General features: G+C 34.1%; 16 protein-coding genes. 7 read left to right on the forward strand and 9 right to left on the reverse strand.

The features are described 5' to 3' along the window. Nucleotides 1-42 precede the first annotated feature (42 nt). From PGH12_RS16850 to PGH12_RS16870, 5 genes are all read right to left on the reverse strand, one after another. Nucleotides 43-507: a hypothetical protein gene (locus PGH12_RS16850; RefSeq protein WP_267598639.1), complete on the reverse strand. Its 465-nt coding sequence runs from the start codon at nt 505-507 to the stop codon at nt 43-45. A 69-nt stretch (nt 508-576) separates the two neighbouring features. Next, entirely contained in the window at nt 577-1707 is a 1131-nt protein-coding gene (gene hppD, locus PGH12_RS16855; RefSeq protein WP_267598640.1) for a 4-hydroxyphenylpyruvate dioxygenase, read from the reverse strand. Nucleotides 1708-1935: 228 nt separating this feature from the next. Beyond that, on the reverse strand, nt 1936-2718 hold the full coding sequence (locus PGH12_RS16860) for a hypothetical protein (protein ID WP_267598641.1): 783 nt from the start codon (nt 2716-2718) through the stop codon (nt 1936-1938). 176 nt (nt 2719-2894) lie between these two features. Beyond that, nucleotides 2895-4169 (reverse strand): acetyl-CoA hydrolase/transferase family protein, encoded by a 1275-nt coding sequence (locus tag PGH12_RS16865; RefSeq protein ID WP_267598642.1) that lies wholly within the window; start codon nt 4167-4169, stop codon nt 2895-2897. A gap of 179 nt (nt 4170-4348) precedes the next feature. Continuing rightward, on the reverse strand, nt 4349-5536 hold the full coding sequence (locus PGH12_RS16870; protein ID WP_267598643.1) for a homogentisate 1,2-dioxygenase: 1188 nt from the start codon (nt 5534-5536) through the stop codon (nt 4349-4351). Nucleotides 5537-5661: 125 nt separating this feature from the next. Here PGH12_RS16870 and PGH12_RS16875 point away from each other — a divergent pair, with 125 nt between their 5' ends. Next, nucleotides 5662-7734 carry a TonB-dependent receptor plug domain-containing protein gene (locus tag PGH12_RS16875; protein WP_267598644.1) on the forward strand — a complete coding sequence of 691 codons (2073 nt, stop codon included), beginning with the start codon at nt 5662-5664 and terminating at the stop codon, nt 7732-7734. Nucleotides 7735-7979: 245 nt separating this feature from the next. Continuing rightward, entirely contained in the window at nt 7980-8387 is a 408-nt protein-coding gene (locus tag PGH12_RS16880) for a thioredoxin fold domain-containing protein (RefSeq protein ID WP_267598645.1), read from the forward strand. A 13-nt stretch (nt 8388-8400) separates the two neighbouring features. Here PGH12_RS16880 and PGH12_RS16885 read toward each other — a convergent pair whose 3' ends face one another. Continuing rightward, nucleotides 8401-8766, reverse strand: a complete 366-nt coding sequence (locus tag PGH12_RS16885) for a DUF1304 domain-containing protein (protein WP_267598646.1) — start codon at nt 8764-8766, stop codon at nt 8401-8403. A 65-nt stretch (nt 8767-8831) separates the two neighbouring features. On the opposite strand from PGH12_RS16885, the gene PGH12_RS16890 reads away from it, so the two are divergent. Together PGH12_RS16890 and PGH12_RS16895 are read left to right on the forward strand one after the other, a co-directional pair. Beyond that, on the forward strand, nt 8832-9404 hold the full coding sequence (locus PGH12_RS16890; RefSeq protein WP_267598647.1) for a Crp/Fnr family transcriptional regulator: 573 nt from the start codon (nt 8832-8834) through the stop codon (nt 9402-9404). 66 nt (nt 9405-9470) lie between these two features. Further along, nucleotides 9471-9914 carry a carboxymuconolactone decarboxylase family protein gene (locus tag PGH12_RS16895; protein WP_267598648.1) on the forward strand — a complete coding sequence of 148 codons (444 nt, stop codon included), beginning with the start codon at nt 9471-9473 and terminating at the stop codon, nt 9912-9914. A 53-nt stretch (nt 9915-9967) separates the two neighbouring features. Here PGH12_RS16895 and PGH12_RS16900 read toward each other — a convergent pair whose 3' ends face one another. Genes PGH12_RS16900 through PGH12_RS16910 form a run of 3 tightly spaced genes read right to left on the reverse strand, consistent with a single transcriptional unit; the run spans nt 9968 to nt 11430 of the window. After that, a complete protein-coding gene (locus PGH12_RS16900; RefSeq protein ID WP_267598649.1) occupies nt 9968-10471 on the reverse strand; it encodes a PPC domain-containing DNA-binding protein in 504 nt (167 codons plus the stop codon). Between the two features lie 57 nt (nt 10472-10528). Beyond that, nucleotides 10529-10816, reverse strand: coding sequence for a putative quinol monooxygenase (locus PGH12_RS16905; protein ID WP_267598650.1), 288 nt, complete (start codon nt 10814-10816; stop codon nt 10529-10531). Further along, nucleotides 10813-11430 carry an NAD(P)H-dependent oxidoreductase gene (locus PGH12_RS16910; protein WP_267598651.1) on the reverse strand — a complete coding sequence of 206 codons (618 nt, stop codon included), beginning with the start codon at nt 11428-11430 and terminating at the stop codon, nt 10813-10815. The genes PGH12_RS16905 and PGH12_RS16910 overlap by 4 nt, the downstream gene beginning before the upstream one ends. Nucleotides 11431-11644: 214 nt before the next feature. On the opposite strand from PGH12_RS16910, the gene PGH12_RS16915 reads away from it, so the two are divergent. From PGH12_RS16915 to PGH12_RS16925, 3 genes are all read left to right on the forward strand, one after another. Continuing rightward, the gene (locus PGH12_RS16915; RefSeq protein ID WP_267598652.1) at nt 11645-12550 is read left to right on the forward strand and encodes a LysR family transcriptional regulator; all 906 of its coding nucleotides are present in this window, start codon (nt 11645-11647) and stop codon (nt 12548-12550) included. A gap of 55 nt (nt 12551-12605) precedes the next feature. Further along, nucleotides 12606-13481 (forward strand): aldo/keto reductase, encoded by an 876-nt coding sequence (locus tag PGH12_RS16920; protein ID WP_267598653.1) that lies wholly within the window; start codon nt 12606-12608, stop codon nt 13479-13481. Between the two features lie 158 nt (nt 13482-13639). Further along, the gene (locus PGH12_RS16925; RefSeq protein WP_267598654.1) at nt 13640-14632 is read left to right on the forward strand and encodes an NAD(P)H-dependent flavin oxidoreductase; all 993 of its coding nucleotides are present in this window, start codon (nt 13640-13642) and stop codon (nt 14630-14632) included. Nucleotides 14633-14663 lie beyond the last annotated feature (31 nt).

Genomic DNA, 14663 nt, shown 5'->3' on the forward strand with positions numbered 1-14663 from the left:
TAATAGTTTGATGTTTAGACTTAAAAAAGTCATTTTGATTAATTATTTTGATTTTTTGGCGTAAGCCTCTTCATCGATCCATCGATCGCGGGAATTAATGTCGATGAGGTAAAGAATTTCTTTTTGTTTGGTTAAAAGAAGTGTTTTAGCAACAGGAATCGGGATTTTTTTATTTTCCAGTTTGTCTGCTCTTACGGAAATGATATTCTTTTTTCTGATCACGTCTCCGGAAAAAACATTTGATGTACTTTTTGCAGTCGCTTTATCATCAAACATTTCTACATAAGTAACGTCTTTTCCTTTGACAATAAGAAAACTTCTCTCGGTATGGTCATTAAAATCTTTGAGGAGTACAAATTTTTTATTATCAATACTCACGTTTTCAAGATGTTGATTGATGCCTTTTCTTTCCTCCAGTCGATCAAGGATTTCATTGATCGCTCCATAGTTTTGAGCATTTAATGCAAATCCGGTAAAAAATAATGTTAAGACAAATAATTTTCTCATAAGCTGTGTTTATAAAAAAGTTTTGTCAAGATCTGCATCCTGACAAAACTCTATGTTTAGTTTAAAAAATTAAAGATTTCCTCTTTTTTCCTGTTCTCTTTCTAGAGCCTCAAAAAGAGCTTTGAAGTTACCAGCGCCAAAACTCTGCGCACCATGTCTCTCAATAATTTCAAAGAAAAGAGTAGGGCGGTCTTCTACTGGCTTTGTAAAAATCTGAAGTAAATAACCTTCTTCATCATGATCAATTAAAATACCAAGTTCTTGAAGTTTCTTAATATCTTCGTCTATATGGCCAACTCTATCGGGAACCATGTTGTAATATGCTTCCGGTGGAGGAGAAAGAAATTCTACACCACGCTTTTTAAGCTCAGTAACTGTGTGGATGATGTCTTTTGTGGCAACGGCGATATGCTGTACACCTTCTCCTTCATAGAAATCAAGATATTCTTCTACCTGAGATTTCTTCTTTCCTTCAGCCGGCTCGTTAATCGGGAATTTTGCAAAACCGTTTCCGTTAGACATCACTTTAGACATCAAAGCCGAATATTCTGTGTTGATCTGTTTGTCGTCAAAGGAAAGAATATTCACAAATCCCATTACTTTTTCGTACCATTCAACGGTTGGGATCATTCTGTCCCAGTCAACATTTCCTACGCAATGGTCAACGTATAATAAGCCTGCTTCCTCAGGTTTGTAGTCACTTTCCCACTTTTGAAAACCTGGCATGAACGGACCTGTGTAATTTTTTCTTTCGATGAACATATGCACGGTTTCTCCGTAAGTGTATATTCCGGACATTCTTACTTCACCGTGTTCGTCGTTTAAAGTTACAGGCTCCATATACGGTTTTCCACCTCTCTTTGTGGTCTCTTCAAATGCAGAATATGCATCATCAACCCAAAGTGCAAGAATTTTCACTCCATCACCATGTTTTTTTACGTGTTCGCTTACCGGCGAGTCAGATTTAAGGCCTGTAGTTAAAATCAATCTAATTTTTCCTTGCTGTAAAACGTAAGAAGCACGATCCCTAACTCCGGTTTCGGGTCCTGCATAAGCGACAGACTGAAAACCAAAAGCGGTTTTGTAATAATGTGCAGCCTGCTTTGCGTTGCCTACATAAAACTCAATATAATCTGTACCGTTGATCGGCAAAAAATTCTCAGCCTGAGCAATTTTTTCGGCAAATGTAAGTGTTGACATATTTTTATTTTTACTTTTTATTTATTGGTTGCAAATTACAAAATTCCTTTAAATAATTAAAAACATTATTCTTGTGTAAACGATTGCAGTATATTTAAAAATTAACTAAGTTTAATTAAGTATATTTAAGTTTATTGTTTTTATGATATTTTTTCTATATTTGTAGCAGAAATCCCAAGTGGTGAAAGAAAGTTATAGAAACAAAGAAAGCCGTAATTATTACGGCTTTTATCTTTTAATATTAAGTCTTCCGGCATCAGGATTGTAATTATCCCAAATTTTCCAGGTGTTGTCTATTTTACGAATAAAATAAATCTGAGTATTAAGCTGATTCACAAAATGTTCTTCTCCTGTTTCGCCTACTTTAAAAAGCAGATTCCAAAACTCCTGTGTTTCAATTATTTTTTTCTCCGGCTCATCTGTCACTACATGAATATCAAATACTTCAAAATTCGATCGGTTATTTTTCGTAACCAGTTCAAATTTTCTTTCGCACAGCTCTTTACTAAACTCTGTTGCCCTTTCTAAAAACGGAGAATTCTCAAACACCAGATCTTTAAGTAGATCAGGATTGTGGACAGGAAAACTTTTATATAAATTAAAAACGGTCGAACAATAAGTATAAACAATATCGGTAGAAAAAACTCCATTGTCGATCATTTCTAATTCCATTTCGTTCCCTTTGAGGTGATGAATGTAAGAATTGAGGTCTTTAAAGCCTAAAAAAATGCAGATTTTATCTAAAGTCTTCAGAAAGCGGAGATCATTATGTGTTTTATCATGATAATCATTTTCAAAAAACCTCTGTAAAGTAATGTGAGAAATCGTGTTACCAAGTTCGAATTTTTTATCATATTTCATCTCTTCAGAAGACGCAAGCTCATCTTTTATGATTTCTGAAAGAATGATGTAATGGCTTCTTTTCCATTGATGCACCTTACCTAAAATTGAATCCTGAATTGTGGGATGACGGTTCACCTCATCCTTTATCGAATTATATATTGTCCTCAAATGTGTAATATTTTATATAAAAGTAAGCAAAAAATATCCTTAAAATCTCATGATGTTGCTATGAATTTATATTTTTATTAAATATACAGTATTTTTAATTTAATATTAGTAATTAGCATAAGGACAGACCAATTTCTAGGTTTAATTAAATTCAATGGAGTGAAAAAATACTGCTGTTACATCTTAAATCTTTCATTTGCTGCTCTTTCCAGCATTTCTCTGTCATCGGGATGTGCAATACTGATGAGCTCCTGCGCTCTCTGGCGAAGATTTTTCCCATAGAGATAAGCGGTTCCGTATTCTGTAACCACCCAATGGATGTGACCTCTTGTTGTTACCACTCCCGCTCCCTGTTTTAGGAAAGGGACAATTCTTGATACACCACGTTTCGTTCTTGATGTGATGGCAATGATCGGTTTTCCGCCTTCGCTCAATGCGGCGCCTCTCATAAAATCCATCTGGCCGCCAATTCCGCTATATTGTAGAGTGCCGATAGAGTCTGCACAAACCTGTCCTGTAAGATCTATTTCGATTGCCGAATTAATTGCAACCAATTTTTTATTCCGCATAATATTGATCGGGAAATTCACAACACTCACGTCTTTAAAAGCAAAAATGGTATTGTCATCTACAAAATCGTAAAGTTTTTTGGTTCCAAAACAGAAGCTCGTGATTGCTTTATTATCGTTATAACCTTTATATTTATTATTGATGACATCATTTTGAATTAAATCAATCACTCCGTCACTCAGCATTTCGGTGTGTACACCGAGATCTTTATGATTGCTTAAACATTTTAGAACAGCATCAGGAATTGTTCCGATTCCCATTTGCAGAGTTGATTTGTCGTCAATCAGTTCGGCTACGTTTTTTCCGACAAGCATTTCGTCTTCACTCACTTTTGATCCGTAATCTACCGTTGGAAGTTCTTCCTCATGCCAAACGAGTTTGTTGATTTTACTGATGTGAATCATTCCGTCACCATGCGTTCTCGGCATTAAAGGATTCACGATTGCTACAACCAATTTTGCAGTATCTACGGCAGATCTTGCAACATCAACAGAAGTTCCTAATGTGCAAAAACCATGTTTGTCTGGCGGTGATACCGTAATTAAAGCTACATCAAGTGGTAAAATATTATTTCTGAATAAAATAGGAATTTCACTTAAAAAAATAGGAACATAATCACCATTTTCAGAATTCACAGCATCTCTCACCGGCCCGGAAACAAACAATGAATTAACGAAAAAACTCTTTTTGTATTCAGGTTTTGCAATTTCTACATTTCCCTGCTGGGTAATCGAAACCATTTCTACGTTTTCCAGTCTGTGAGATTGTCTTGCCAACTCGTCGATCAAATGATTTGGCGTACATGCACTTCCATGAAAAAACACACGGTTTCCGCTCTTGATGGTATAAATAGCTTCCTCTGCACTGATATAATTATACATATTCAAATTTTTAAAATGTGTTACCCTTTAATTTTCTATTCTAAAGATAAGTCATATTCACAAGATTTAGTCTGAATCTATATGGTTTTTTTTGTAATTTTTGTCATGTTTTGTCAGGTCGTAAAATAAGAAGGATTCAACGTTTCCATTGAATCCTTTTAATTTATATTATTGAAAAACTACTCCTGCAAACGGTCTTTCAAGTCATGATCTTCATTTTCCAGCCAAGAAGTTTTGTACGAAGGATCTTCCACTTTCATTGCTTCTTCTGTGATCTGCAACGGACGGAACGGGTCAACCATAACCGCATATTCTTCAGTGAATTTTTTGCCGATACTTCTTTCCATCGCTCCCGGATGAGGTCCGTGAACAATTCCTCCAGGATGTAAAGTGAAATCCATCAAATCAATATGATTTCTACTCATAAAATCTCCTTCTGTGTAAAATAAAACTTCGTCAGAATCAATATTTGAGTGATTATAAGGTGCAGGAATTGCCATCGGATGATAGTCGTACATTCTTGCGCAGAACGAACAAACTACAAAATTATGCGCTTCAAAAGTCTGGTGAACCGGTGGTGGTTGGTGAATTCTACCTGTAATGGGTTCAAAATTTTTAATATTAAATTTATAAGGATAAAAATAACCGTCCCAACCTACAACATCAAAAGGATGTGTCGCATAGATGAAATCTGTAATCTGATTTTCTTTTTTTACTTTAATTAAAAATTCCCCTTTTTCATCTTTCGGTTCTTTAAAAGTAGGAGCTATGATGTCTCTTTCGCAAAACGGCGAATGTTCCAAAAGTTGCCCAAACTCGTTTCTATATCTTTTCGGAGTGTAAATCGGCGAATGACTTTCCACCACAAAAAATACAGTATCATCAGAATTTACCTCGACCTGATAAATTGTTCCTCTCGGAATAATAAGGTAATCACCAAAAGAAAATTCCAGATCGCCAACGAAAGTTTTTAAGATTCCGCTTCCGTTATGAACGTATAAAAGTTCGTCACATTCGGCATTTTTGTAGAAATAATCCATCGATTTCCTTGGCTTCGACAATCCCATTTTCAGGTCATTGTTTACCATCAGAAATTTTCGGCTGTCCATAAAATCGTCTTCAGGAGTGACATTCATTCCTTTAAACATTCGTGGAGTCACGTTTTTACTCACCGCAATTTTCGGAGAAACGTCTTTCGGTTCACCAATCGATTTGATCTGTGTTGGGCGATGAACGTGATAGAGCAAAGATGAAATTCCGTGAAAACCTTCCGTTCCGAAAAGCTGCTCGTAGTAGAATTTATCTTCTGGAGATTTGAAAATCGTATGCCTTTTTGGTGGGATATTTCCCGATTGATGGTATCTCATTTTACTTTTATATCTGGAATCTCAAATTTAATATTTTTTAATGAATTGAAATTTAAAAACAATATTTTATTTAAGTTTTGCTGTTCTAAAAATAATTGTTAGTTTTGACTAACAATTTAAATTTCATGAGGCGAATATTATTTTCTGTAGTTTTTCTGTCATCTTACTGTTTCTCTCAGGAGACGGATAGTTTAGATTTAAATCAAACAGAAAAGATAGATTCTGTTAAGATTCCGTCAAAAAATGAAATCAAAACAAAAAGTATTGATGATGTGGTGATTACCGGAACGATAAAGCCGATGAGCAGATCGAAAAGTCCGGTTGCAGTTGAAATTTACAGCCAGAAATTTTTTCAGAAGAACCCGACTCCGAATGTTTTTGAAGCGATTGCAATGGTGAACGGAGTAAAACCTCAACTGAATTGTTCGGTTTGTAACACGGGAGATATTCATATCAATGGTTTGGAAGGACCTTACACGATGATTTTGATAGACGGAATGCCAATTGTAAGTTCGCTCTCAACAGTTTATGGTTTAAGTGGAATTCCGAATAGTTTAATTGACAGAATTGAGGTCGTAAAAGGCCCCGCTTCTTCTCTTTACGGTTCTGAAGCGATGGGCGGAGTAATTAATATTATCACCAAAAATGCTTTGACAGCTCCAAAAATAAGCGTAGATCTCATGACAACAAGCTGGGCTGAAAATAATTTTGATCTTTCCACAAAATTCACTTTCGGGAAAAATATTGCTTCCATTTTAAGTTTGAATTATTTTAATTTTAACAAAAAAATCGATCAGAATAATGATAATTTCACGGATGCTGCACTTCAAAACAGAATTTCCGTTTTCAATAAATGGAACTTCCAAAGAAGAGAAAACCGATTGGCAAGTTTTGCTTTAAGATATCTTTATGAAGACCGTTTTGGCGGCGAAATGCAGTGGAATAAATCGTATCGAGGAAGTAATGAAGTTTATGGGGAAAGTATTTATACGAATAGAATAGAAGCTTTTGGGGTTTATCAATGGCCAATAAAAGAAAGTGTAATTACTCAGTTTTCTTATAATTTTCACGATCAAAATTCATTTTATGGAAGCAATCCTTTTACAGCAACTCAAAAAGTAGCTTTTGCGCAAACTTATTGGGATAAAAAACTGGGAGATCACGATTTGATTTTGGGAGCAACTTTCAAAAAAACATTTTATGATGACAATACTCCCGGAACTTTGTCAGCTGACGGATTCACAAACAATCCGATGAAATCACCCATTTTCGGAGCTTTTATTCAGGATCAATGGGAGATTAATGAAAAACATACTTTGCTTTTAGGTTACAGATTTGATTATGATAAAATTCATCATTCTGTACATTCACCAAGATTTGCATGGAAGTTTTCTCCAAATCCTTATCACACTTTAAGATTAAATTTCGGGACGGGTTTCCGTGTTGTCAATTTATTTACAGAAGATCATGCCGCTTTGACGGGTTCGCGCGAAGTGGTTATTCAATCAGATTTAAAACCTGAAAGATCTGTCAACGGGAATTTAAATTATATGTGGAAAATTCCGGTTGGTGATAGAATGATCAATTTCGATGCTTCTGCATTTTACACGTATTTCAGCAATAAAATTGTGGGAGATTTTGATTCTGAACCTGATAAAATTATTTATGATAATCTGCAAGGTTACGGTGTTTCACGAGGTTTATCTTTGAATCTTGATTACAGTTTCAGTTTTCCTTTTAGCATTAATCTAGGAATAACCTATTTAGATGTTTATCAAAAATTTGATGGCGAAAACGAAAAAGTTCAGCAGCTTCACGCCCCGAAATGGAGCGGAACATATAGTTTAACGTATAAATTTCCTAGTAATTTGACGATAGATTTTACCGGACAATTTTACGGACCGATGCGACTTCCTGTTTTACCAAATGATTACCGACCGGAATATTCGCCGTTTAATTCTTTGGCAAATGTTCAGGTTTCTAAGAGTTTCGAATCAGGATTTGAAGTATATTGCGGTATTAAAAATTTATTCAATTTCACTCCAAATGATCCTTTGATGCGACCTTTTGATCCGTTTGATAAAAACGTGAATGATCCAATTAATAATCCCAATCATTATACTTTTGATACGACTTATGGTTACGCTCCGATGCAAAGAATCAGAGGTTTTTTAGGAGTGAAATATAATTTGAGATGAAATTTGATTTATTTTAAAAATTAAGATGTTTTAGTTTTTAAGTTTTTTGAAAATTTAGATAAATCTAAATTAAACATAGTGCTAAATAATATCTTTAGATATTTACTTAAAAAACATTTTAAACTTACTGAACTTAATGTTTTGAATTACAATTTTTAGGGTATTTATACATTTAAACAGAATAAAAAGTGATGAGGTCTTTTTTATTTTTAATAGTATTGAATTCAGGATTTTGCCTTTCGCAGATGAAAACAATTACATTTTCAGATTTGGAAAAATTGCAGAAAGAAAGTCCAAAACCGATGATCATTCATCTTTACACCGATTGGTGCTCGGTTTGTAAAATCGAATCTTTTCAAATTAAAAAAGATAAAAATTTAATAAAAATGATCAATGAAAATTTTCATATGATCAATTTTGAAGCAGAAAAAACGAAACATACAATCAATTTCCAGGGAAAAGAATTTAAATATTTACCCAACGGAAATTCCGGAATTCACGAGTTGGCTTTGTCCTTATCTAAAAATAAAAAACAACCAGTTTATCCTTTATGGATTTTTATAGATAAGAATCAGAATTTGGTATATTATCATGAAGGGGAATTTAAACCTGAAAAAATGAAAGAGAAATTAAGGGAAATTTCTACTTTATAGTCAAAGGAAAAATTTATTTCAACAAAACAGCAATAATCCCTAAAATCGCAGGTAAAGCCTGTACGAAAAATATTTTCTTGGTTGCTGAAATGGCACCGTAAATTCCCGCAATCGCCACACAAATCAGGAAAAATAAAGCTACATTGGTTTGCCATTTCGGATCTTCAATGAAGAAAGACCATATCAATCCTGCAGCTAAAAATCCGTTATACAATCCTTGATTTGCTGCCAAACCTTTTGTGGGTTTAAACATTTCTGCAGGTAAAGCAGCTTTGAAAACTTCTTTTCCTTTGGTTTCCCACGCAAACATTTCCATCCAGAGAATGTAGAGATGTTCTACTGCGACCAAAGCGATCAGAATTTTTGCAACAATTTCCATGATTTATATTTTTAATCATGTAAAACTAAAGAAATAAAGTTAAGTTTGGATATACAATTATTAAAATGGAAACATTCAAAACACATTTAGATAAATTTATTAAGATCAATGACGAAGAATTTTCTTCGGTATTTTCTTTTTTTCAGGTTTTAAAAGTAGATAAAAAGCAGAATCTGATGTTGGAAGGGGAAATCTGTAAATCAATGTATTTTGTTCTGAATGGTTGTCTTAGAAAGTTTTTTATCAACGAAAAAGGAGTAGAGCAGACTACAGAGTTTGCCATAGAAAATTGGTGGATTACTGATACTTATGCGTATGAAAGGCAAACGAAAACGGATTTTAATATTCAGTCGGTTGAGAAATCGACTATTCTTGCCATCGATTTGCAAAATCAGGAAGAATTGCTGAAAAAACATCCTGTGATGGAACGATATTTCAGAATAATTTACCAAAGATCGTATGCTGCTTCCGAAAGAAGAATCCGTTTTTTATATGAGATGACCCGAGAAGAATTGTATGTGCATTTCAGCACGCAATACCCGTGGTTTATCCAGAGGATTCCGCAATATCTGATTGCTTCTTTTTTAGGTTTTACGCCGGAATATCTAAGCGAAATCAGAGCGAAATTACGATCTTAAACCAGTTTAAGATTTTTGCGATTTTTTAACAAGACATTTGTACAATAAATTTTAAAACAATAAAAAATGAGTACACGTATCAAAATTTTAAGCGCAAATTCTGAGTCTTACAAAGCAATGATGAATCTGGAAATGACTTTGCAAACAACGTCATTAAGCAATATTCAGAAAGAACTGATAAAAACCCGTGCGTCCCAAATCAATGGCTGTGCTTTCTGCCTGGATATGCATACGAAAGATGCATTGAAATATGGTGAAACAGCTCAGAGACTCTTTCTTCTCAATGCCTGGAGAGAAACAGATCTTTTTACCGAAGAAGAAAAAGTGATCTTAGCTATGACTGAAGAAATTACATTAATCAATCAAAAAGGACTGACTGACGAAACCTACGAAAAAGCGACACAGTATTTTGACGATGAGCAGATCAGAAGTATCATCATGGCAGTTATCACTATTAATATGTGGAACCGAATTGCAATCAGCACGCATTTGCAGGTTCCTAAGAATTAGAATTTTACATAATAAAAATAGCTTTTCTGATGTTGAAAAGCTATTTTTTTGATTTATTGCTGGCAACTTAACTGCAAAACATTGGCGTTCAAAGGTTGCTCTATTTTTCTTTCTAATTTTTTGTCGCTGACGGTGATATAGATTTCAATAGAACCTGTGCCAACGTGCATTGATAAAATGTGTCCACCAAAAGCTTTGAATTTGTCGTCTGTTGCAACACCGTGAATATGGATCGATGCACCTTTTTCATTCCAGGCGATTGATCCTGTGAGGCTTCCCATTTCTACTTTTTTAAAAGTTTTAGGATTAAATTTTTTTGCATTAAAATCATAAAATCCGAAAGTAACATCTGCTGCAAAACCAATTCCTGTAAAGCTTGCTGAAGGTATATTTTCCGTTTTCGCAAGATTTTCTATTCTTGAAATTACATCATCACCTTCACGAAGAACCATCAGAAATCCGGTAGGAGTTTTTGTATATCTGCAGATTTCTTTTTCCTGAGCCGAAAGGTTGATCACAAGAAAAAGTGTAAATAATAAAGCTGAAATTGATTTCATAATCATAATTTAATTTTCAATATGAAAAATCTACACCAAATGAGCTTTTACAAAAACTTAAATAATTTCAGTCAAATAAATCTGAGGTTTTTCCTGCAGTTTTTCATCAATTAAGTCTCCGAAAGCTTTAATGTAAGGCTGTTCATTATGTTTTTTTAGCCCTTCGTCACTTTTCCAGATTTCGTAGAAAACAAAATGATTTTTATTTTCGATTCCCTGATGAAGTGTATACAATTCGTTGGATTCCTCTTTACGAGTCTCTTTTACCATATTCCGGAGAACTTCTAAAACTTCGGTTCTGTGCTCTTCTTTTGTTTTGATGATTGCCGTAAGATATATTTTCATGAGACTAATTGTGGATTTAATTCTTTTTCGAATACGTTTTTCAAATGCTCTCTGTAAATGCTCATATCACGTTCGATATTCGCGTTTTTTTCAACGTCATGAAAATGGAAACTATCCAGTTTTTCCAGAGAAACGAAAGCATTCATTCTGTGAAAACCGAAAAGCGGTCCGTCATCAACACTTTTCTCGTTGAAAAATTCGCCTGGAAGCGTAAAAGCAGTTTCGGGTGCATTCCAGCTTGTAGTAAGCATGTATTTTCTGCCGCCAAGCATTCCGCCGGTTCCGTAGTTGATTTTTGGGTTGTCTGAAGTTCTTCCGTCATTCATATAAATTCCTTTTGCATGGCCTGCTGTAAAAACTTCGTCAATATATTTTTTGAAATCATTTGGAAGTTGAAACCACCAGATTGGAGTGTGATAAATAATAAAATCTGCCCAAACAAACTTTTGAACTTCTTCGTTTTTATCGTAACCTTCGCTGATGTTGGATATTTTTATTTCTATATTTTCAAATGATTGTAAGACTTCCAAAGTGTTTTCTGCAATGGTTTGATTATATTTTCCTCCGGAATGTCCGAAGTTTTGTCCACCGTTAATTATTAATACTTTTTTCATTTTGGTAATGATTGTTTAAATTTTATGATGCAAAGTTATGGCAGCTTTAAGTATAATTAAAATAATATAGCTTATAGTTTAGTATTATAATTATGATATTAAAACTATCTTTTTTTAAAAACTTACTGCTAACTTTGCAGAAGAGAAATTGACAATTCAACGATCAGTAAGCCACAATATATAAGCAGAAGTAATCTGACAAATCAAAGAAATCATGGTAAATTTAGAATGGTATCGAACTTTCAAAGCGATATATAAAACAGGAACATTGACGGGAGCGGCCGATTCTTTGTTTATTTCGCAACCCGGTGTGAGTCTGCATTTAGGTTCGCTGGAAGCATATGTTGGTTACAAATTATTTGACAGAACCGGGAGAAAAATGATACCTACAGAAAGAGGAAAAGTTTTATTCAACGCAGTTTCTGATCCGTTGACAAGATTGGAAGATGTAGAAAAAAACTTTCAGAAATCAACAGAAAAACATACGCCGACAATTAGTGTAGGAATGTGTTTTGAAACTTTTCAGACGACTTTAGAACAATATGTTTCCACATTACCGTTTAATTTAATTATCAGTTTTGGTGAATATCCAGAAATGCTGGATCAGTTGGATAAAGGAATTTTAGATTTAATTATCACCCCAAAAAAGGGAGCTTCGCCTAATATTTTACATGAAGCATTTTCTTCTGAACAGATCATCTTAGTTGGCGGAAAAAATATTGATAAAGAAAGTTTCAGAGAAACTGTAGATTCAAAAGGAATTGAGCATGCCGAAGAATGGCTGAAACAGGAAAAATGGTACGGAACAACAGGTGATATGGAACATCTTTTTCAATTCTGGACTTTAAATTTTGGCCATAAACCATATTTCCGCCCTAATTATATTGTTCCTAATTTAAATTCGATCATTCGTTGCCTGAAAGGTGGAACGGGATTGGCAGTAATTCCTGACTTTTTATGTAAAAGCGAAATAGAAAGTGGTGAAGTGAAACTTATTTGGGAAGGCGAGAAAAAACTGGAAAATACACTGTATTTCGGATGTCGAAAAAAGACAATTTACCAAGAGGAAATAGATCATATCAAAGGTTTGTTCCGAGAGATGATGGGGAAAATTAATTAAGAAATTACGAATTACGAATTTTACAGATAATATTTTTAAACTAAAAAAAGCGATTATGCAACAAAAAACATACACAGGACAGCCTGTACTTACATTGAACAACGGAGTTGATATTCCAGCTTTAGGTTTTGGCGTCTGGCAAATGGAAGACTTGAAAGAGTGCGAAAATGCTGTTATTAAAGCTATCCAGACTGGTTACAGAATGATTGATACGGCATCCATTTATCAAAATGAAACTGCGGTCGGAAATGCTGTGAAAAATAGTGGTGTCAATAGAGATGAGCTTTTCATCACATCAAAACTGTGGGTTCAAAGTCATGGTTATGAGAACGCTAAAAGTGCTTTCCAGAGAACGCTTGACAGGTTGCAGCTTGATTATCTCGATATGTATCTTATTCACTGGCCTTTCGGAGATTTTTTGGGAGCCTGGAAAGCGATGGAAGAATTGTACCAGGAAGGAAAAATAAAGGCAATCGGAGTCTGCAACTTTACAATTGAGAAACTGGAAGAATTAAAGGCAAACTCAAATGTGCTGCCTGTGATTAATCAGATTGAATTGCATCCTTTGTTCCAGCAAAAAGAACTTCAGGTTTACAATAGGGAAAATAATATCGTTACTCAACCGTGGAGCCCGCTTGGTAACGGAAACGCAGGACTTTTAGATAATGAAGATTTAAAAAATATTGCAGAAAAATATCAAAAAACTGTTGCTCAGATTATTTTAAGATGGCATTTGCAGGAAGGTTTCTGCGTGATTCCAAAGTCTGTTACTCCATCTAGAATCGAAGAAAATTTCAATGTTTTTGATTTTGAATTATCAGAAGACGAGATTAATATTGTTCGCTCTTTAAATACCGGAAAAAGATTATTTTTTGACCCGAAAGATCCGGCTTGGGAAGAAAAAATGCTGAATTCTGTTGCGGATATTTAATTACTGATAAAATTCATCTTTGAAAAGAGCATATCAACTAAAGAAGCAATCTATTTTGCTTCTTTTTTTATTACATTTAAATAAAATAACTTTATGTTTTTCCCGGATATAATTTCACAAAAAAACTCAATATAAAATATCCCATTATTCAGGCTCCTATGTTTGGAGTGAGTACGCCAAAAATGGTTGCTGCTGCAAATAATGCAGATTGTTTGGGAACTTTAGCTTTGGCAGATCTTACTGCGGAAAAGTCGGTTGAATTGATTCGTGAAACCAAAAAACTGACAGATAAACATTTCGCAGCGAATATTTTCGTTCACAAAATTCCTGAAATTACGGATTCTTTGAAGTTGAAATTTATCAAAACAAAACAGTTTATCGAGCAACTTGCCACAGAAAATAATCTTAAAGTCAGTCTTCCGAATCTTGAAGAAATCAAATTAAATTCCTATCACGAACAAATCGATGTAATCATTGATGAAAACTGCAAAATTCTAAGTTTTACGTTTGGAAATCTTGATGATAAAAGCATTCGGAAATTAAAGGAAAATGGAGTTACATTGATCGGAACTTGTACTTCGGTTGAGGAAGCTTTAGCTCTCGAAAAATCAGGAATCGACATCATTTGCGTTCAGGGAATTGAAGCAGGTGGTCACAGAGGAAGTTTTGAGGCTGAGAATATTCCGAAAATTGGCGGTTTGTCTTTGTTGTCGCAGGTTTACGATTCTGTAAAAGTTCCGTTAATTTACGCAGGTGGAATTTACAATGATAAAACTTTAAAAGCCTCAAAAGAATTGGGAGCGCAAGGTTTTCAGGTAGGAAGTATTTTATTGGCTTCTCAGGAAAGTGCTTTGCAACCGTTTGAAAAAGAAAGACTTAAAAATGTAAATGAAAAAGAAATTCTTTTAACTAAAAGTTTTTCAGGACGTTATGCAAGAGGAATTGAAAATACATTTATCCGGACTTTAGACAATTCAGAATATATTTTGCCATATCCTTATCAGAATAAATTGACAAATGAATTGAGAAAAGTTGCAAAAGCCATGAATAATTTAGATTTTGTGAATATTTGGGTAGGACAGTCGATTCATAATTACAGCGAATTTTTAACGGAGGAAATTCTCAAAAAATTAATTCAGGATTGCGAATAACAAGCAAAAATCCTTTCAATTTGAAAGGATT

The organism is Chryseobacterium sp. CY350 (assembly GCF_027945075.1).
Classification (GTDB): Bacteria; Bacteroidota; Bacteroidia; order Flavobacteriales; family Weeksellaceae; genus Chryseobacterium.

Bases quoted from the DNA above. Each gene is read 5' to 3' on its own strand.
- PGH12_RS16850 (WP_267598639.1), bottom strand. From the start codon at position 507: ATGAGAAAATTATTTGTCTTAACATTATTTTTTACCGGATTTGCATTA.
- hppD (WP_267598640.1), bottom strand. From the start codon at position 1,707: ATGTCAACACTTACATTTGCCGAAAAAATTGCTCAGGCTGAGAATTTT.
- PGH12_RS16865 (WP_267598642.1), bottom strand. From the start codon at position 4,169: ATGTATAATTATATCAGTGCAGAGGAAGCTATTTATACCATCAAGAGC.
- PGH12_RS16870 (WP_267598643.1), bottom strand. From the start codon at position 5,536: ATGAGATACCATCAATCGGGAAATATCCCACCAAAAAGGCATACGATT.
- PGH12_RS16875 (WP_267598644.1), top strand. From the start codon at position 5,662: ATGAGGCGAATATTATTTTCTGTAGTTTTTCTGTCATCTTACTGTTTC.
- PGH12_RS16880 (WP_267598645.1), top strand. From the start codon at position 7,980: ATGAAAACAATTACATTTTCAGATTTGGAAAAATTGCAGAAAGAAAGT.
- PGH12_RS16885 (WP_267598646.1), bottom strand. From the start codon at position 8,766: ATGGAAATTGTTGCAAAAATTCTGATCGCTTTGGTCGCAGTAGAACAT.
- PGH12_RS16890 (WP_267598647.1), top strand. From the start codon at position 8,832: ATGGAAACATTCAAAACACATTTAGATAAATTTATTAAGATCAATGAC.
- PGH12_RS16895 (WP_267598648.1), top strand. From the start codon at position 9,471: ATGAGTACACGTATCAAAATTTTAAGCGCAAATTCTGAGTCTTACAAA.
- PGH12_RS16900 (WP_267598649.1), bottom strand. From the start codon at position 10,471: ATGAAATCAATTTCAGCTTTATTATTTACACTTTTTCTTGTGATCAAC.
- PGH12_RS16905 (WP_267598650.1), bottom strand. From the start codon at position 10,816: ATGAAAATATATCTTACGGCAATCATCAAAACAAAAGAAGAGCACAGA.
- PGH12_RS16910 (WP_267598651.1), bottom strand. From the start codon at position 11,430: ATGAAAAAAGTATTAATAATTAACGGTGGACAAAACTTCGGACATTCC.
- PGH12_RS16915 (WP_267598652.1), top strand. From the start codon at position 11,645: ATGGTAAATTTAGAATGGTATCGAACTTTCAAAGCGATATATAAAACA.
- PGH12_RS16920 (WP_267598653.1), top strand. From the start codon at position 12,606: ATGCAACAAAAAACATACACAGGACAGCCTGTACTTACATTGAACAAC.
- PGH12_RS16925 (WP_267598654.1), top strand. From the start codon at position 13,640: ATGTTTGGAGTGAGTACGCCAAAAATGGTTGCTGCTGCAAATAATGCA.